Source organism: Bradyrhizobium sp. STM 3809, assembly GCF_000239795.1.
Taxonomy (GTDB): Bacteria; Pseudomonadota; Alphaproteobacteria; order Rhizobiales; family Xanthobacteraceae; genus Bradyrhizobium.
Map to the genome: position 1 here is coordinate 1 of NZ_CAFJ01000147.1, position 17,519 is coordinate 17,519.

The window sequence follows — 17,519 nt, forward strand, 5'->3', positions numbered from 1 at the left end:
AAGGGGAGAGGGTGCACTGCCCGCGTGGCTTGACTGTCAGCATTCTCGTAGCGCGCGGCTGCTAGCCCCGCTCCGCCACCACCCGCCGCCTCGACGACCACACCAGCGCCAGCACGCACAGCCCCAGCAGCACCGGCGGGAACACCACCATGTTCACCGCGGACCAGCCGAAATGCGCGAGCAATTGCCCCGACGAGAACGAGCCCAGCGCCATCAGGCCGAAGATCAGGAAATCGTTGAAGGCCTGCACCTTGTTGCGCTCGGCCGAGCTATGCGTCTCCAGCACCAGCGCGGAGGCACCGACGAAGCCGAAATTCCAGCCGACGCCGAGCGCCACCAGCGTGGCCCAGAAGTGCATCGCGGTGAGGCCCGACAGGCCGATGATCGCGGCGACCGCTTCCAGCGCCAGGCCGAGCGCGACGATGACCGGCGCGCCGAAGCGGGCGATCAGCGATCCCGTGAAGAAGCTCGGGCCGTACATCGCGACGATGTGCCATTGCAGGCCGAAATTGGAATCCGACACGGTGAGCCCGCACATCTGCATGGCGAGCGGCGCCGAGGTCATCACCAGATTCATCACCGGATAGGCGATGGTGCCGCACAGCGCGGCCGAGATGAAGCGCGGCTGGCGCACGATGGCGAAGAGCGGCCGGCCGCCGTGCAGGTCGGCGGCTTCGGGCTTCGGCAGGTCGACGCCGGCAACGATGCCCATCGCGATCAGCGCGACCGCCGCCTGCACCAGGTAGCTGAAGGCGAACAGATAGGGCTGCCAGACGTCCATGGTCCATTGCACGAGCTGCGGACCGAGCAGGCCGGCGAAGATGCCGCCGGCCATCACCCAGGACACCGCCTTGGGCCTGAACTCCGCACTGGCGCCATCCGCCGCCGCGAAGCGGTAGGATTGTGCGACGGCGCCATAGAGGCCGCCGAGAAAGGTGGCGAGGCAGAACAGCGCGAACGAGCCGCGCAGAATCGCGAGGCAGCCGAGCACGCCGGTGATCGCGCCGCAGCCGGTGCCGATCAGGAACGCCACGCGGCGGCCATAGCGGCGCGAGATTGCCCCGGTCGGCAGGGTGCCGGCGGCGAGGCCGACGACGTACATCGAGATCGGCACGGTCGCGAGCCCGATATTCGGGGCGATGGTGACGCCGACGATCGCGCCGGTGGCGAAGATCACCGCCGAGTTGGCGCCGGTCAGCGCCTGTGCGGCAGCCAGGCGCGCCACGTTGCGGCGGGCGCGGGCATCGTTGGAAGTGTCGTCGCTCACGGTCAGGTCGATCATCTCGGATGTCCGGAGGCGCGGGCACGCGCTCCTGCTCGGGTATAGCCGCACTATTGCGGGAAGGCCGCGCCGGAGGCAACGGTCCGGATCAGGGGCAAGCCATGCATGACCATCGATGCATGACGATCGATGCATGGCGATCGATTCATGGCGGTTGATTCGACAGCCCTGGCCGGCCCGGCTAATCAAGCCGGCGGTATTCTCGCGTCATCGGCGCTGCGGAGCTTGAGCCATGTCAATCGACGATCGTCCGACCCTCGGCGCCCCCGATGACGATCCGCATCTGTGGCTCGAGGACATCGAAGGCGAGCCCGCGCTCGCCTTCGTCGCGGCGCAAAACCAGCGCACGCTGGCCGCGTTCGGCGGCGCCGGCTTCGAAAGGGATCGCGACACGCTGGCGGCGATCTTCGACCGGCCCGACAACATCCCGTTCGTCAGCCGCCGCGGCGGGCTGCTCTACAATCAATGGAAGGACGCGGCGCATCCGCGCGGCCTGTGGCGGCGCACGTCGCTGGACGAGTTCCGGAAACCGCAGCCGCAATGGGAGGCGCTCCTCGACATCGATCGGCTCGCGGCCGACGAGGGTGAGGACTGGGCACTGAACCGGGTCACGAGCCTGCCGCCGGCGCATGAGCGCGCGATCCTGTCGCTGTCGCGCGGCGGCAGTGACGCGGTGGTGCTGCGCGAGTTCGATCTCGCCACGAAGCGCTTCATCGACGACGGCTTCACGTTGACGGAGGCCAAAGGCAGTGTCGACTGGCTCGATGCCGATACGCTGCTGCTGTCGAGCGCTTACGGCGAAGGCATGGCGACGCCCTCCGGCTATGCGCGCACGGTGCGGCGGTGGCGCCGCGGCGAGCCGGTCGATGCGGCGACGGTCATCTTCGCCGCCGAGAACGAGCAGTCGGTATGGGTGCGCGCCGGTGTCGATCGCAGCGTCACGCCGTTCAGGGTATGGTTTTCGGAAGGGCTCGATTTCTTCAACCATCATCTTTGGCTCGGCGACGCCGGCGGCGCGCGGACGCGGCTCGACCTGCCGACGGACAGTTGGGCCACGCCGGACGGCGACTGGCTTGCGATCAAGCTGCGCCAGCCCTGGACCGTGGGCGGAACCACGCATGCGGCCGATGTCGTGCTCGGGATCCAGCTCTCGGCATTTCTCGCAGGCTCGCGCGCGTTCATCCGCCTGTTCGAGCCGGGCCCGCGCAGCGCTTTGCAGGGCCTGTATTGGGCTGGCGGCCGGCTCGTGTTGTCGATCCTCGACGAGCTCAGGCCGCGGTTCGACGTATGGACGCCGTCGGCACAAGGCTGGAGCCACCAGCAGCTTCCCGAACTGCCCGAGCTGGCCACCGTCAACGTCTGGCCGCTCGACGCCGACGAGCTGACGGGCAACGGCGACCTGCTCGCCAGCATCCAGGATCCGCTGACCCCGCCGACGCTGCAGCTGATCGAGGACTTCGGCACACCTTCGACGCTGAAGCAGGCGCCGCGCACCTTCACCGCCGACGGCTATGTGGTGACGCGGCACGAGGCCATCTCGATCGACGGCGAGCGCATTCCCTACACGCTGACCGGGCCGGCCAGGCCGACCGGCGACGCGCCAGTGTATATGAGCGCCTATGGCGGGTTCGGCCACAGCATCCTCCCGGCCTACAATGCGGCGCTCGGCAAGCTCTGGCTGGAGCGCGGCGGGACGCTGGTCGAGGCCAATATCCGCGGCGGCGGCGAGTTCGGCACCGCCTGGCATGATGCCGGACGCTATGCCGGCAAGCGGCTCGCGCATGATGATTTCGCCGCCGTCGCCGCCGATCTCGTGCAGCGGGGCGTCACCGTGCCGAAGCGGATCGCGGCGCAGGGCGGCTCCAATGGCGGCATCCTGATCACCAACATGCTGGTGCGCTATCCCGAGCGCTTCGGCGCGCTGTTCTGCACAATCCCGCTGATCGACATGCGCCGCTATACGAAGCTGCTCGCCGGCGCGAGCTGGATCGCGGAATACGGCGATCCCGACAAGGACGAGGATTGGGGCTGGTTGCAGACCTACTCGGCCTATCACACCGCGAGGCCCGGACAGCCTTATCCGCCGATCCTGATCGCCACCACCCGCCGCGACGACCGCGTGCATCCGGGCCACGCGCGCAAGATGACCGCCAAGCTGCAGGCCATGGGCTACGACAGCTACTTCTACGAGCCCGCCGCCGGCGGCCACGGCTACGGCACCGACAACCGCGAACGCGCCAGCTTCATCACCCTGGGCACGCGGTTTCTGGCGCGGCATGTGGGGCTGGAGATGGGATAGCGACTGCGCTTCTTTGCAGGGCGTGCTGCCGGCCCCATCCACCGCCGTCATCCCGGCGAACGCCGGGATCCATACGCCGCAGCAGGAGTGTGTCGCGAGGACAGACGTCACGCCGATTTCGCGTCACAACTGCTCCCTGTGGTTATGGGTCCCGGCGTTCGCCGGGACGACGACCCTGGGCGGCGATGCGCTTTCGGCAATTCAGGTTGTCCGTGCGAACACCAGGATCATGTTGTTGGCCGGCATCTCCACCGTCTCGCGAAGGGCCAGGCCGTTGCGCGCCGCCAGCGCTTCGAGGTCGGTGATGTCGCGCACGCCCCAGTCCGGGTTGCCCTCGCGCAACGACGTATCGAACACCGCGTTGCTGACGGCGGTGTGCTTGCCGTCGCGCTTGAACGGGCCGTAGAGCACCAGCAGCCCGTCCGGGGACAGCATCTCGCCAGCGCCCTTGAACAATCCCTCCGCGACCGTCCAGGGCGCGATGTGGATGACGTTGGCGCAGAAGATCGCGCTCAGGCGCGCAGGCCCGCCGGCGGCGCGGAATGCGCCGACCCAGCCGGGATCGGACAGGTCGATGCGCTGGGCGTCGCGGATGTTCGGCAGACCGGCATGCTTGCGCCACGCCGCAATGCTCGCCAGGTGATTGTCGTTGAGGTCGCTCGGCCACCAGACGAGGTCCGGCCGCTGCGCGGCGAAATGCACGATGTGCTGGCCGGTGCCGCTGCCGGCCTCCAGCACGTCGCCCGAGGAGCCCTCGAGCAGCCGCGCCAGCACCGCCCAGATCGGCTGATGGTTGCGGTGGAACGCGGCGGCATCCAGCCGTCCGTCCGGTTCCACCGGCCGGCCGTCCCGGCCAAACTCCACCACGTACTCTGCCATTGCCAAACTCCCGGGGCCGCCGAGCTGGACCGCCTCGTTAACCGCGTTGCGCCGGCCACCATAGCCGCATTGTCAGCCGATGGTCTTTATGCTTTGCAGCCCCTATATTGCTGACATCACCGAGACGTCGGAACTTCATCTTGATCACATCCGTCATGCGTACCGCCCTGGCGCTGGGGCTTTCGCTCGCCATGTCCCTTTCCATGTCCGCAGCCGCCCACGCCCAGTCCGGCGCCGCCGAGGGCCAGAAGCTCGCCTTCGACCGCGGCAAGGGCAACTGCCTGACCTGCCACGAGATCAAGGGTGGCGATCTGCCGGGCTCGATCGGGCCCAAGCTGGAGAACCTCAAGGGCCGCTACGACCGTGCCGAGCTGACCGCGATCCTCAACGACGAGACGGTCCGCAACCCGTTGACGGTGATGCCGCCGTTCGGCCGCAACCGTATCCTGACCGAGCAGGAAATCAGCGCCATCGTCGATTTCCTGCAGACCCTCTGATTCCGTTTGGAGAGACTGAATGACTGCCTCGTCCGGCCCGTGGGCCAATCGCCGGCTGATCCTGAAGGGCGCCGGCCTCGTCGCGCTGATCGGCCTCGGCAACGCCGTGCTGCACGCCGCGCCCGTGTTTGCCGCGACCAACGACAACAAATATCCCGAGGACGCCTTCAAGCAGAAGAACGCTGGCGACGCCATCAAGGCGCTTTATGGCCGCGACCACGAGGCCTCCGACAAGATCAAGCTGGATGCGCCTGAAATCGCCGAGAACGGCGGCGTGGTGCCGATCGCGGTCACGACGTCGCTGCCGAACGTCACCTCGATCTCGTTCATCGTCGCCGAGAACCCGTTCGCCCTGGCCGCCTCCTATCACATCCCCGAGGGCACGGTGCCGGCGGTGGCGAACCGGCTGAAGATGGCGAAAACCTCCAACGTGATCGCGCTCGTCGAATCCGGCGGCAAGCTCTACAGCGCGACCAAGGAGGTCAAGGTCACCGTCGGCGGCTGCGGCGGCTAGGGAAGGAGATCCACCATGGCATCGAGCATTCGCGTCCGCGCGATCCTGAACGGCGAGAACGCCGAGGTGCAGACCCTGATCCAGCACCCGATGGATACGGGCCTCGTCAAGGACGCCAAGGGCGAACTGATCCCTGCGCACTACATCCAGCAGCTGACCTTCACCCACAAGGACAAGACCGTCTTCCTGGCCGACTGGGGCACCGCGGTGTCCAAGGACCCCTATGTGAAGTTCGCCTTCAAGGGCGCGGCCAAGGGCGACGAGCTCAAGGTGAGCTGGGTCGACAACAAGGGCGCGACCGACAGCCTGACGGCAACGATCCAATGAGCGCGCTGCGCGCCCTCCTCGTCGCCGCCACGGCGCTCGGCCTCGGCGCGACCGCCATGGCCGAGGACAAGCCGAACCCGCCCGCCGACGCCAAGGCGTTCCAGGACTACTTCGTCAAGAAGTTCCCGAAGGTGGCGTTCGACGACTTCGTCAACGGCCCCTATTCGATGAACGCCGACATGCGCCGGCAGTGGGAGGAGAAGGAGCAGTTTCCGCCCTACGAGTTCGCGCTCGAGGCCGGCAAGGAGATGTTCGCCAAGCCGTTCAAGAACGGCAAGACCTATGCCGACTGCTTCCCGAACGGCGGCATCGGCATCCGGCAGAACTATCCCTATTTCGACGACAAGGAAGGCAAGGTCGTCACGCTCGAGCTGGCGCTGAACCGCTGCCGCGAAGCCAATGGCGAACAGCCCTATTCCTACGTCAAGGACGAGATGGCGTCGCTGACCGCCTACATGGCCTACACCTCGCGCGGCAAGCGCTTCGACATCAGGATCCCCGACGATCCGCGCGCGCTGGAGGCCTATGAGAAGGGCAAGGAATATTTCTACACCCGCCGCGGCCAGCTGAACTTCTCCTGCGCGAGCTGCCATGTGCAAAGCCCGGGCGAGCGCATCCGCGCCGAGATCCTGGCGCCGGCGCTCGGCATCCTCAACGCGATGCCGATCTACCGCTCCGAATGGAGCGGCATGGGCACGATCAGTCGCCGTATCGTCACCTGCAACAGCCAGACGCGCGCCGTGCCGCTGGAGCCGCAGTCGGACGAATACCGCAACCTCGAATATTATCTGTCCTACGTGTCGAACGGCCTGCCGGTGTCGGGACCGGGAGCGCGGCCATGAGACATTTCCCAAGACATTTCCCAAGACATGTCTCAACAACAAACGTCATGAAAAAGATCGTGTTCGCCACGATGGTGGCGACGGTCTGCGCCGGCTCGGCGCGGGCCGCGTCGGAAGCCGACTATCTCGCGGCTGCCGCGGCGGCCGAGAGCGCCAACAAGGAAGCCGGACGTCTGCGCAACCAATGGACCGTGACACAAGCCGCCCTGAACGCTGCGAAGAAGGCGGCGGAGTCCGGCAATTTCGATTCGGCCGTGAAATCGGCGCAGGAGGCCGAGGCGCTCGCCAAGGCCTCGATCGTCCAGGCCACCAGCGAGATGCAGCGCTGGAAGGACCTGGAGATCCGCTAGGACGCGAGCGATGATTCGGCGCCGGGATTTTCTGAAAGCTTCGGGTGCCGCGATGCTCCCCGCGCCGGCGCTGCTGCGCGGCGCCCGCGCCGCCGACACCGTCAGCCTCTACGACATCGAGAAATTCGGCAATGCGCGCATCCTGCACATCACGGATACGCATGCGCAGCTGCGGCCGGTGTATTTCCGCGAGCCCAGCGTCAATCTCGGCATCGGCGAGATGTGGGGCAAGCCGCCGCATCTGGTCGAACGCGCCTTCCTCGACCGCTACGGCATCCGCCCTGATAGCGCCGAGGCCTATGCCTTCACCTCGTTCGAGTTCGAGAAATATGCCGGCCGCTTCGGCAAGATGGGCGGCTTCGCGCATCTGAAGACGCTGATCGACAAGCTGCGCAGTGATGCCGGCGACCGCCGCTCGCTGCTGCTTGACGGCGGCGATCTCTGGCAGGGCACCGGACTTGCCAACGCGATGCGCGGCGCCGACATGGTCAGCGCTGCCAACCTGCTCGGCATCGACGCCATGACCGGGCATTGGGAGTTCACCTATGGCGAGGAGGCGCTGCGCGCCAACCTCGCGCGCTTCAAGGGCGAGTTCCTGGCGCAGAACGTGTTCCTCACCGAAGAAGCCGCATTCAACGACGCCAAGGCGTTCGATCGCGGCTCGGGCCGCGTGTTCAAGCCGGCCACCATCAAGGAGGTCGGCGGCGCGCGCATCGCTGTCGTCGGCCAGGCCTTCCCTTACGTGCCGATCGCCCATCCCCGTCGCTTCACGCCGGACTGGACCTTCGGCATCCGCGAGGAGGAGCTGCAGAAGCTGGTCGATGCCTTGCGCGGCGCCGACAAGGTCGATGCGGTGATCCTGCTGTCGCACAACGGCATGGATGTCGACCTCAAGCTCGCAAGCCGCGTCACCGGCATCGACGTCATCCTCGGCGGACATACCCATGATGCGGTCCCGCAGCCGGTCGCGGTCAGCAACGCCAAGGGGACGACGCTCGTCACCAATGCCGGGTCGAACGGCAAATTCATCGGCGTGCTCGACCTCGATGTCGGCAAGGGCCGAGTCGCCGATGCGCGCTACCGACTGCTGCCGGTGTATTCGGAACTCGTGAAGCCGGATCCCGCGATGCAGGCACTGATCGACCAGACCCAGCAGCCGCAGGTCGCGGCCTGGAGCGAGAAGCTCGCGACGTCCGACCGGCTGTTGTATCGCCGCGGCAATTTCGAGGGCGCGACCGACGATATGATCTGCGCCGCGCTGCGCCGCGAACTCGATGCCGAGATCGCGCTGTCGCCCGGGTTCCGCTGGGGACCGACGGTGCTCTCCGGCCAGTCCATCATGCTCGAAGACGTGCTGGCGCAGACTGCGATCAGCTATCCCGAGACCTATGTGCAGCGGATGACCGGCGCGGACATCAAGGCCGTGCTGGAGGACGTCTGCGACAATCTCTTCAACGCCGATCCCTATCTGCAGCAGGGCGGCGACATGGTTCGCATCGGCGGCTTTTCCTACCGCTGCGCGCCATCGGAGCCGATCGGACGCCGCATCTCCGATCTCACGCTCGACAATGGCCGTCCATTGGAGGCGAGCAAGAGCTACAAGGTCGCAGGCTGGGCCTCGATGAACGCGCAGGACGGCAAGCCGGTATGGGACGTCGTCGCCAACCACCTGCGCGACGGCCAGCTCGTGCTGACGGGAACGAGCAAGGTCACGCTGTCGGGCGTGGACGGCAATCCCGGATTTGCGTCACAGACCTGAGACGCGCTTGTGCTGCACTGCGCACCGCGGCAGCCGGCGATGTTGCGATCGACGATCATCGTGCTCTATTCGTGAGATGATCCGAATCGGAGGATGTGCCGATGATCTTCCGCCAATTGTTCGACAGCGTCTCGGGAACCTACAGCTACATCCTGGCCAGCCGCAGCGGCGGCGAGGCTGTCATCATCGATCCCGTGCTGGAGAAGGTCGAGCGCTATTGCCAGCTGCTGCGCGAGCTCGACCTGCGCCTGGTCAAGGCGGTCGACACGCATCTGCATGCCGATCACGTCACCGGCCTCGGCGCGCTGCGCGACCGCACCCATTGCGTCACGATCATGGGCGAGCAGACCAAGGCCGACGTCGTGGCGATGCGGGTCGGCGAAGGCGACAGGATCGCGATCGAGGGCCTCAGCCTGGAGGTGATGTATACGCCGGGGCACACCGACGATTCCTACAGCTTCGTGATGGACGACCGCGTCTTCACCGGGGACACGCTGCTGATCCGCGGCACCGGCCGCACCGACTTCCAGAACGGCGACGCGCGGCAGCAATACGAGTCGATCTTCAACAAGCTGCTGCGGCTGCCCGACGACACGCTGGTCTACCCCGCGCACGACTACAAGGGTGACACCGTCTCGACCATCGGCGAAGAGCACCGCTACAATCCGCGCCTGCAGGTGACGTCCATCGACGACTATGTCGCCCTGATGGCCAGTCTGAAGCTGCCCAATCCGACGATGATGGATGTCGCCGTGCCGGCCAACATGCGCGTGGGGCTGCACCAGGAGGAACTCGCCAGGCAGGGACTGTCGCTGTCGGCGCGCGAGGCGATCGAATGTCTCGGACGACCGGACGTGCTGCTGGTCGATCTGCGCGAGCGGTCCGAGCGCGCCAAGCATGGCACGCTGGCGGGCGCGCTGCACGCGCCCTACCCCGGGATCGCCGACAATCTCAAGCCGGGCGGCATGCTGCGCGAGGTCGCCGCAGCCACCGGGCGCCGCATCGTGTTCTTCTGCGCCTATGGCGAGCGCTCGGCCATGGCGGTGCAGACCGCGCAAGCGGCCGGACTGCTCAATACCGCGCATATCGAGGGCGGGCTCGATGCGTGGCGGAAGGCGGGCGGACCGACGGTTGCAGGCGAGCCGTGAAACACGCCATGACCCTGCCGTGATGGACGCCGACTTTTCGCGGCGTCAAGATGCGGCACGGGCGGTCATGATCGATGCGCCGCCGAGTTGCGTCGCGTTCCCGGGGACAGGGCCATGGCTGCGGGCGGGTATGACTACATCATCGTCGGCGCGGGTTCAGCGGGATGCGTGCTCGCCAACAGATTGTCGGCCGATCCCGCCTGCCGCGTGCTGCTGCTCGAAGCCGGCGGCTCGGATCGGCATTTCTGGCTCAGGATTCCGATCGGCTACTACAAGGCCATCTACGACACGCGCTTCGCGCGGCTGTTCGACACCGAGCCGAGCGAGGTCACGGCCGGCCGCACGATCGTCTGGCCCCGCGGCCGCGTGCTCGGCGGCTCATCATCGATCAACGGCCTGATCTTCATCCGCGGCGAGCCGGCCGGCTTCGACGACTGGGAGCGGGCGGGCGCGCGCGGCTGGAGCTACAACGACCTGCTGCCCTATTTCCGGCGCTACGAACGCTACCAGGGCGGCGACAGTCAGTATCATGGCGGCTTGGGCGAATTCGCCGTATCTGAGCTTCGCACCGGCAATCCCGCTTCGCAGGCCTGGGTCGATGCCGCCACCGAATTCGGGCTGCCGCGCAATCCCGACTTCAATGGTCCCACCACTCTCGGTGCCGGCAGCTATCAGCTCGGCATCGGCCGCCACTGGCGCTCCAGCGCGGCGACCGCCTTCCTCCACCCCGTCATGGACCGCGCCAACCTGACCGTCCTCACCGGCGTCCAGGTGAGCCGCGTGACGTGCCGTGGACGCTCCGCGACCGGCGTGGAGTGGATCAAGGACGGCAAGGTGGAATCCGCCGCGGCCGATCGCGAGGTTCTGCTCGCGGCCGGAGCGCTGCAATCGCCGCAATTGCTGCAACTGTCGGGGATCGGTCCGGCGGATCTGCTGCGCCCGCTCGGCATTCCCGTCGTCGCCGATGCTCCGGAGGTCGGCGGGAACCTGCAGGACCATTACCAGGCGCGCATGATCGTGCGCCTGAGACAGCCGATCTCGGTGAACGACCAGGTCCGCAGTCCCTATCAGCTCGCCAGGATGGGGCTGCAATGGCTGTTCGCCGGCCGCGGTCCGCTGACGGCCGGCGCCGGCCAGGTCGGCGGCGCGGCCTGCACACATCTCGCCCCCGCCTCGCGCCCCGATGTGCAGTTCAATGTGATGCCGCTATCCGTCGACAAGCCGGGCACGCCGCTGCACAGCTATTCCGGCTTCACCGCGTCGGTCTGGCAATGTCATCCGCAATCACGCGGCCGCATCGCGATCCGCTCGTCCGATCCGTTCGAGCAGCCCGCGATCATGCCGAACTATTTCGCCGAGGACATCGACCGCAAGACCATCGTCGCCGGTCTCCAGATGCTGCGCGACATCTTCCAGCAGCCGTCGTTCCGTCCACTTTGGGACGTCGAGGTCGCGCCGGGTGCGGCGGCGGCGAGCGCGTCCGGCCTGTGGGACTTCGCGCGCACGACTGGAGGCACCGTGTTTCACCCGGTCGGCACGTGCCGCATGGGCAGCGATGATAGCGCGGTGCTCGATCCCGCGTTGCGCGTGCGCGGCGTGGACCGTCTGCGCGTCATCGACGCCTCGGTGATGCCGCAGATCACCTCGGCGAATACCAATGCCACCAGCCTCATGATCGGCGAACGCGGCGCGGCGCTCGTCGTCGGCGCGCCCGCGCGGGCGTGCTGAACTCGGGCGGCGTTGCGATTTCAGACGCAACGCATCGGGATCATCGTCAGCGCCGCGGATAGCTCGCCAGCGCATCGAGCTGACGCTGCGCCTCCGGCGATCCCCATTCGCGCGCTCGCTGGTACCAGGTCCGCGCCTGGGCGAGGTCTGTTCCGGCATCGGACACACCGAACTGCTTCAGCGACACCGGATCGTAGGTCTTTGCGAGAAGCAGGGCGGCCCGCGGATCGCGCGCCTCCGCGGCACGCAGCAGCTGCAGCCGCGCCGCCTGAACCTCGCCGCTCGCCAGCAGTTCCTGCGCCCGCCGGACGAAGGCAGCGATCTCATTCGGCGTCCAGGCCAGAACGGGTTCGGCCACCGCCGGCGGCGGGGCCGCGGCCACCGGCGCGGCCGGCACGGCGACCGGCGGCGGCTCCGGTGGCGTGGCAATCTTGGTCTCCGGCGCAGTCGAGCCGGTGACGACGACGGGGCTGGGCGGAGCGGTCCAGGTCAGGTTCACGAACGACTTCACCAGCGTCGTGCCATGCGCATCGTGCAGCTCGAGCGAAAGATGCATGTCGCCGACGAAATCCGCTGGCGGCACGATCACGGCGTCGGCGACGTCCATGGCAGGCACCCGCCACTCCTCGGCGCCGAGACGGCGGCCCACCGTGACCCGGGTGCCCAGCGGCAGCTTGCCGATGATCACGACCATGCCGGCGGCCGGGTTCTCGATCGTGACGCCGAGCCCGAGCTGCGCATTGGGCGGCCCGCTATTGCCGCTCACGATCAGCGTGGGGGCTGATGGCGCTGGCACCCCGGTCAGATAGGCGGCCTTGAATGCGGACCACGCGGTGGCGGTCCGGAGCTTGGAGCCCGCCGTCGGAGACGTGGCCAGGTAGGCGAGGACTGCGGCGGCGATCGCAACCGAGACAAGCGAGATCTTCACGCCCAGGCGGGATTTTCGGCGAGGCTCGACGGGCGGTGTGGCGACGAATTCAGGATCGAGGCGCTGTCGCTCCGCCCGTGCCACTGCCTCGCTGAACACGTCATGGCGGATGCGGACGCCGGCAGGGTCGACGGCTGGGGCGAGCCGCTTGGCGGGGTCGCTGATCGCGGGCGCCGGAAGCTCGACGTGAGCTTCGTCCCGGCCGTCGACCTCGCGCGGACGGCGCGGCACGTAGTAGTTCAAGCTGTTGGGGGACTTGTCGTCGTCCTTCTCAATCACGCCAACTCCCCCTTTCCACCCGTTCCGTCTGGCCGCCGATGCAGGAATCTGTTGAGCGACCCGGATCGTCGGCAACCGTCAAGGCTGCGCTTCCGACAGCGCGATCGACTCTAGAGGTTTGATTGCCACGCCCGGCATTCGCGCCCGACACCGTGATCCGCCTGTGCCGGTCGATGTGGCCGCGATGGCCGCGCGCATGCACCGACCGCCTCGCCGAAGGTCGGCCCATCGCCCTGCTCAGACATCACGAGTCCCCGAATCGTCCCGTCCAGCCCCCGACGACAAGACACGCTAAGATAGCATAGACTAATCAAAATTGTGGCGGAAAATGAGATCAGATGCGTCAATCCCAGGAAACTGCCTGAAATAAGCCCTGCTCTGCGATCGCGCGGAGATTGCATGTCGTAATGGCCCTGAACACTGGCGTCACGCCTTGACGACAGAAAGGAACAAGCTGGGATCGAAGTAATCGACGGCCGGAACGGGCTTTTCAATCTTGCCGATGCGGGCGTAGAAGTTCGAGACCTGCTGCAGCCAGTCGGTGATCGCGCCATTACTATAAAGGCGCCGCCAGACGGCGGTGGGAAACACGCGCATCGCACCGAACTGCTCGCGCATGTCGCGATCCGGCACCTGCGCGTAGTACTTCTCGTGCAGCACGTTGAGGGCCTCGTTGGAGCGCGCGATCAGCATGTCGTTACCCTCGGTCCAGGCCTTGATGACGCGCAACAGCACAGCCCGGTTGCCGGCGATATAGGCGGCGGAGGCGGCCCAGCCGCCGACCACGGCCGCGCCCGGATAATAAGCCCCCGCGTCGAGCAGCTTCTTCGCCCAGGTCACCTTCTCGCGCACCGCGATGTTGAAGGGCACCCATAATGCGACCGCGGGGACCTCACCGCTGATGAACGCATTCACCGCCTCCGGCATCGGCTTGCTGACGAGCTCGATGTCGGTCGGGGCGAACTGATTCTCCCGCAGCGCATTATCCAGGAAGACATGCGCCGTGGTGCCGGCCGTCGTGGCGACGCGCTTGCCGCGCAGGTCGGAGAACTGCCGGATGCCCTGATCCTCGCGGACCCAGAGCTGCGCGGTGGCGAACTCGATCGAATTGGCCAGGAACATCTTGCCCTGGCCGCGCGCCGGAAAGTTCGAGATCACCGCGCCTGTTGTCAGCATGTCGATCTCGCCGCTCGACAGCGCCGTGAACAGCTCGATGCCGGTCTTGAACTCCCTGAATTGCGGGTCGAGACCATTCCTTGCCCAGGCGCCGAGATGATCCGCGAGCCAGATCTGGCCGTCGACGGCCAGCGTATGCAGATGACCTATCCGGACTTTCGAACGCGCCTGTGCAAGCGCCGGACGACCGAGCGACATCGCGGCCGCGGCCACTCCGAGCGAACTGCAACTGGCGGCAACGAACCTGCGCCGATCCATGATCCCCTCCCAACCCGATCACATCTTCATGAGGAAAGCGGGCCGATTGCGTTCGGCCACTCATTGACTACAGGGCGCCACGACGCAGGGCGCCACCCCGCTGGCGCTCCGGCTCGCGCGCCCGCCGTCGCGCACGCGTGCGACAAACGATGCATCGCCGGCACCTGCGGACCTGCAAACAACTCAGGTATGTATGGCGCCATCATGACAACCGCCTCAATCACAACTTTATTTTTCGTATTTTATGCCGCTAAAATTGTAGCGTCGATCAAACAACTGCCAAGATGTGGCTTGATCTTCGCCCGGGAAAAAACTCGTCTAATCGCTCTTTAGTTGCGGTTGAGCCGGATTCGCGCGTCGCGGATCGGGCGTTCCGTTGTCATGCCTGCTGACAAGCGACGTACAAGCGACCTGGAGGGTCCGATGATGGACAGTCAGAGCTGCACGCTATCTCGGATCGAGACCGGTCGGACCGTATCCGCCGTCCGCAATCGGGCGAGGCGCCGCGTTCCCCGGCCGCTGATGGCGCTCTGCGCAGCCCTGGCCGCGCTCGTGCTCACCGGCCTGCGCGGCAGCGACGCGCTCGCGATCGAGCAGCCGCCGGCCGCGGCGCCGGCGCGGCCGTTGCGGGTCGAGGATCAGTGGAAGGCCAAGCTCAACGCCAACACGGTCGCGATCGTGGCGGGCAGTCCCGAAGAGACTTATCTGGACATCACGCACGATCTCGCCGTCGTCATGAACGACAACAATCTGAGGCTGCTTCCGATCGTCGGCCTCGGCGGCGCCCAGAACATCCGCGACGTGCTGTATCTGCGCGGCGTCGATATCGGCCTCACATCGACGCAGATGCTGCGCTACTTCGCCTCGACGGGCGAGCTCGGGGCCAATCTCGAGACGCGACTGGTCTACATCTCCCGGCTTTTCTCCGAGGAGATGCACGTCGTCGCTAGCCGCAACATCCGGACGATCGAGGAGCTGACCAACAAGAAGGTGAACTTCTCGGATGCGGGGTCGACGACGCAGATCACGGCCCGCGACGTGTTCGGCCTGCTCGGCGTCTCGGTTCAGGAGGTCAATCTCAGCCAGGCCGATGCCATCGAGGCCATCAAGAAGGGTGAGATCGCGGCGACGGTGGTGTTCTCCGGCAAGCCCGCTGGATTCCTGGCGCGTATCTCCGCACGAGACAATCTGCACCTGCTCGAAGTGCCCTATGGCCGCAGCCTGCAGAACGTGTACCAGCCGGGTCAGCTCGAGCCGGCGCTCTACCCCGGCCTGGTCGATTCGAACCAGGCGGTGCCGACCGTGACGGTCGATTCCGTCCTCATCACCAACAATTGGCCGCCGGCCAGCGAGCGGTATCGCCGGGTTGCGCGCTTCGTCGAGGAGTTGTTCGCACGGCTGCCGGAGCTGAAGAAACCGCCGCGGCATCCGAAGTGGCAGGAGGTCGATCTCAGCAGGGACCTGCCGGGATGGCAGCGCTTCCCGCTGGCGCAGGACCTGCTGCAGCAGGCGCAATTCGAGCAGTTCCGCGCGGCGCGGGCCCAGGGGCAGCCGATGCCGGAGACCGTTGCGGACAAGCAGCGCCTGTTTCGCGAGTTTCGCGAATGGTCGGAGAACGAGCGCAAGCGGCAGTGATGAGTGCCGCCCAGCACTCCGCTGTCGTCCCGGCCTCGAGCCGGGACCCATAACCACCGAGGCCGGCGTTGGAGCGAGCTGGGCCTTCAGCATTTTTTCACTAGCGGGTCCGCGGCGTATGGGTCCCGGCGTTCGCCGGGACGACACCGAGGGTGTGGTAACAGTCTCGCCCAGCATTCCGCCGTCGTCCCGGCCCCGAGCCGGGACCCATAGCCACCGAGGCCGGACGTGGAGCGAGTTGGAGCTCCAGCGATGAATCACCATCGGCGCCGCGGCGTACGGTCCCGGCGTTCGCCGGGACGACACCGGGGATGGGCTGAAGGTCTCGCCAAAGTCGAGCGCGGGCTCACGCCAGCGTCGTGAGATACAGGCTCGAATCGAAATAGCTGCTCGCCGGCGTGAACTCCTTGATGCCGGCGTTCGCCATGAAGAAGTCGGTCGACTGCTGCAGCCAGGCCGTGACGGTGCCGTCGGCGTATTTCGCCTTCCAGTCCTGCGCGGTGAACATCTTCTGGGCCGCGAACTGCTCCTTCAGGTCGGACAGCGGCGTCTGCGGGTAGTGCGCCTTCTGCAGCGAATCAAGCGCCTCCTCGCTATGGGCGATCATGTAGTCGTTCGCCTCGGCCCAGCCCCTGATCAGATTGGCGAGCGTGGCCCTGTTGGCGTCGTAATAGTCATTGCGCGCGGCCCAGCCGCCCATGATCGCGGCCTGCGGATAATAGGCGGACGCATCGGCGAGCTTCACCGCGCCAGGCACCTTCTCGCGCACCGTGATGTTGAAGGGAACCCAGAGCGCGACCGCCGGCACGGCGCCGGAAATGAAGGCGGTGACCGCGGCCGGCATGGTCTGGTTGACCAGCTCGACCTCCTTGGGATCGACCTTGTTGGCGCGCAGCGCCTTGTCGAGAAAGACGTGCGCGGTGGTGCCGGTGGTGGTCGCGATCCGCTTGCCCTTGAGATCGGCGAAGGACGCCACGCCCTGATCGGAGCGCACCCAGAGCTGCGCGGTCGCCACCTCGATGTCGTTGATCAGGAACACCTTGCCCTGGCCGCGCGCCGGGAAGTTCGACACGACAGCACCGGTCGCGAGCACGTCGAGGCTGCCGCCGATCAGCGCCTGGAACAGCTCCAGGCCGGTGTTGAACTGGCGCAGCTCCAGATCGAGGCCCTGCTTGTCGAACGAGCCGCGATCCATTCCGGTCCAGATCTGGCCGTCGACGGCCAGCGTGTGCAGGTAGCCGGCGCGGACGCGGGCCTTCGCCTGCGCCAACGCGGGCGCCGCGAGCGTGGCTGCGCCGATGACGGCCCCGGCCGTCGTCCCCAGGAATTGTCGCCGATCCATGATACGTCTCCCTGTTATCGTTTTCAGTCTGCAGGAACGAATGAATGCGCCAGCGTCGTCGGCGCGCTGTACTCGTCCATCACGAGACGGCCGACACGGGCCCGCAGCTCGGCGAACTCCTGGCGCTCGCGCAGCTGCTCCGTGCGGGGATAAGCGAACGGCACCGCGACGATGTCCTTGACGCGGGCCGGACGCGCGGTGACGACCACGATCCGAGAGGCGAGAAACACGGCCTCCTCCACCGAGTGGGTGATCAGCATCACCGATTTGCGTTCG

15 protein-coding genes and 1 pseudogene are annotated in these 17,519 nt (G+C 66.7%); 10 read left to right on the plus strand and 6 right to left on the minus strand.

Features of this window, described 5'->3' with window-relative positions; all coding sequences use genetic code 11:
- Positions 1 to 61: 61 nt before the first annotated feature.
- Positions 62 to 1,282, minus strand: a complete 1,221-nt coding sequence (locus BRAS3809_RS07660; protein WP_008961513.1) for an MFS transporter — start codon at positions 1,280 to 1,282, stop codon at positions 62 to 64.
- A gap of 232 nt (positions 1,283 to 1,514) precedes the next feature.
- Here BRAS3809_RS07660 and BRAS3809_RS07665 point away from each other — a divergent pair, with 232 nt between their 5' ends.
- The gene (locus BRAS3809_RS07665; RefSeq protein WP_008961514.1) at positions 1,515 to 3,581 is read left to right on the plus strand and encodes a prolyl oligopeptidase family serine peptidase; all 2,067 of its coding nucleotides are present in this window, start codon (positions 1,515 to 1,517) and stop codon (positions 3,579 to 3,581) included.
- A gap of 201 nt (positions 3,582 to 3,782) precedes the next feature.
- On the opposite strand, the gene BRAS3809_RS07670 is transcribed toward BRAS3809_RS07665, so the two are convergent.
- Entirely contained in the window at positions 3,783 to 4,460 is a 678-nt protein-coding gene (locus tag BRAS3809_RS07670) for a DUF938 domain-containing protein (protein WP_008961515.1), read from the minus strand.
- Between the two features lie 203 nt (positions 4,461 to 4,663).
- Between BRAS3809_RS07670 and soxX the strand changes: the two genes are divergently transcribed.
- The 8 genes from soxX (at position 4,664) to BRAS3809_RS07710 (ending at position 11,625) form a co-directional block, all read left to right on the plus strand.
- Positions 4,664 to 4,957: a sulfur oxidation c-type cytochrome SoxX gene (gene soxX / locus BRAS3809_RS07675; RefSeq protein ID WP_008961516.1), complete on the plus strand. Its 294-nt coding sequence runs from the start codon at positions 4,664 to 4,666 to the stop codon at positions 4,955 to 4,957.
- A gap of 19 nt (positions 4,958 to 4,976) precedes the next feature.
- Positions 4,977 to 5,471 (plus strand): thiosulfate oxidation carrier protein SoxY, encoded by a 495-nt coding sequence (soxY, locus tag BRAS3809_RS07680; RefSeq protein ID WP_008961517.1) that lies wholly within the window; start codon positions 4,977 to 4,979, stop codon positions 5,469 to 5,471.
- Between the two features lie 15 nt (positions 5,472 to 5,486).
- Complete coding sequence (gene soxZ / locus BRAS3809_RS07685) at positions 5,487 to 5,798, plus strand: thiosulfate oxidation carrier complex protein SoxZ (RefSeq protein WP_008961518.1); 312 nt, start codon at positions 5,487 to 5,489, stop codon at positions 5,796 to 5,798.
- A complete protein-coding gene (soxA, locus tag BRAS3809_RS07690) occupies positions 5,795 to 6,640 on the plus strand; it encodes a sulfur oxidation c-type cytochrome SoxA (RefSeq protein ID WP_008961519.1) in 846 nt (281 codons plus the stop codon). The genes soxZ and soxA overlap by 4 nt, the downstream gene beginning before the upstream one ends.
- A 47-nt stretch (positions 6,641 to 6,687) precedes the next feature.
- Positions 6,688 to 6,990, plus strand: coding sequence for a hypothetical protein (locus tag BRAS3809_RS07695; protein WP_035655695.1), 303 nt, complete (start codon positions 6,688 to 6,690; stop codon positions 6,988 to 6,990).
- 10 nt (positions 6,991 to 7,000) lie between these two features.
- A complete protein-coding gene (gene soxB, locus BRAS3809_RS07700) occupies positions 7,001 to 8,749 on the plus strand; it encodes a thiosulfohydrolase SoxB (protein WP_008961521.1) in 1,749 nt (582 codons plus the stop codon).
- Positions 8,750 to 8,850: 101 nt separating this feature from the next.
- Positions 8,851 to 9,897 (plus strand): MBL fold metallo-hydrolase, encoded by a 1,047-nt coding sequence (locus BRAS3809_RS07705; RefSeq protein WP_008961522.1) that lies wholly within the window; start codon positions 8,851 to 8,853, stop codon positions 9,895 to 9,897.
- A 114-nt stretch (positions 9,898 to 10,011) separates the two neighbouring features.
- Positions 10,012 to 11,625, plus strand: coding sequence for a GMC family oxidoreductase (locus tag BRAS3809_RS07710; protein WP_008961523.1), 1,614 nt, complete (start codon positions 10,012 to 10,014; stop codon positions 11,623 to 11,625).
- A gap of 46 nt (positions 11,626 to 11,671) precedes the next feature.
- Here the strand turns inward: BRAS3809_RS07710 and BRAS3809_RS07715 are convergent, their stop codons facing one another.
- Entirely contained in the window at positions 11,672 to 12,907 is a 1,236-nt protein-coding gene (locus BRAS3809_RS07715; RefSeq protein ID WP_240535618.1) for an SEL1-like repeat protein, read from the minus strand.
- Between the two features lie 351 nt (positions 12,908 to 13,258).
- A complete protein-coding gene (locus BRAS3809_RS07720) occupies positions 13,259 to 14,266 on the minus strand; it encodes an ABC transporter substrate-binding protein (RefSeq protein ID WP_008961525.1) in 1,008 nt (335 codons plus the stop codon).
- Between the two features lie 423 nt (positions 14,267 to 14,689).
- Between BRAS3809_RS07720 and BRAS3809_RS07725 the strand changes: the two genes are divergently transcribed.
- Positions 14,690 to 15,901 carry a TAXI family TRAP transporter solute-binding subunit gene (locus BRAS3809_RS07725; protein ID WP_008961526.1) on the plus strand — a complete coding sequence of 404 codons (1,212 nt, stop codon included), beginning with the start codon at positions 14,690 to 14,692 and terminating at the stop codon, positions 15,899 to 15,901.
- A 346-nt stretch (positions 15,902 to 16,247) separates the two neighbouring features.
- Here the strand turns inward: BRAS3809_RS07725 and BRAS3809_RS07730 are convergent, their stop codons facing one another.
- Both BRAS3809_RS07730 and BRAS3809_RS07735 read right to left on the minus strand, forming a co-directional pair.
- A complete protein-coding gene (locus BRAS3809_RS07730) occupies positions 16,248 to 17,243 on the minus strand; it encodes an ABC transporter substrate-binding protein (RefSeq protein WP_008961527.1) in 996 nt (331 codons plus the stop codon).
- Between the two features lie 23 nt (positions 17,244 to 17,266).
- Positions 17,267 to 17,519, minus strand: a pseudogene (locus tag BRAS3809_RS07735) (ATP-binding protein); the annotation flags it as partial.

Excerpts from the sequence above, each read along its gene's own strand:
- BRAS3809_RS07660 (WP_008961513.1), bottom strand. The coding sequence starts at position 1,282 with ATGATCGACCTGACCGTGAGCGACGACACTTCCAACGATGCCCGCGCC.
- BRAS3809_RS07665 (WP_008961514.1), top strand. The coding sequence starts at position 1,515 with ATGTCAATCGACGATCGTCCGACCCTCGGCGCCCCCGATGACGATCCG.
- BRAS3809_RS07670 (WP_008961515.1), bottom strand. The coding sequence starts at position 4,460 with ATGGCAGAGTACGTGGTGGAGTTTGGCCGGGACGGCCGGCCGGTGGAA.
- soxX (WP_008961516.1), top strand. The coding sequence starts at position 4,664 with ATGTCCGCAGCCGCCCACGCCCAGTCCGGCGCCGCCGAGGGCCAGAAG.
- soxY (WP_008961517.1), top strand. The coding sequence starts at position 4,977 with ATGACTGCCTCGTCCGGCCCGTGGGCCAATCGCCGGCTGATCCTGAAG.
- soxZ (WP_008961518.1), top strand. The coding sequence starts at position 5,487 with ATGGCATCGAGCATTCGCGTCCGCGCGATCCTGAACGGCGAGAACGCC.
- soxA (WP_008961519.1), top strand. The coding sequence starts at position 5,795 with ATGAGCGCGCTGCGCGCCCTCCTCGTCGCCGCCACGGCGCTCGGCCTC.
- BRAS3809_RS07695 (WP_035655695.1), top strand. The coding sequence starts at position 6,688 with ATGAAAAAGATCGTGTTCGCCACGATGGTGGCGACGGTCTGCGCCGGC.
- soxB (WP_008961521.1), top strand. The coding sequence starts at position 7,001 with ATGATTCGGCGCCGGGATTTTCTGAAAGCTTCGGGTGCCGCGATGCTC.
- BRAS3809_RS07705 (WP_008961522.1), top strand. The coding sequence starts at position 8,851 with ATGATCTTCCGCCAATTGTTCGACAGCGTCTCGGGAACCTACAGCTAC.
- BRAS3809_RS07710 (WP_008961523.1), top strand. The coding sequence starts at position 10,012 with ATGGCTGCGGGCGGGTATGACTACATCATCGTCGGCGCGGGTTCAGCG.
- BRAS3809_RS07720 (WP_008961525.1), bottom strand. The coding sequence starts at position 14,266 with ATGGATCGGCGCAGGTTCGTTGCCGCCAGTTGCAGTTCGCTCGGAGTG.
- BRAS3809_RS07725 (WP_008961526.1), top strand. The coding sequence starts at position 14,690 with ATGATGGACAGTCAGAGCTGCACGCTATCTCGGATCGAGACCGGTCGG.
- BRAS3809_RS07730 (WP_008961527.1), bottom strand. The coding sequence starts at position 17,243 with ATGGATCGGCGACAATTCCTGGGGACGACGGCCGGGGCCGTCATCGGC.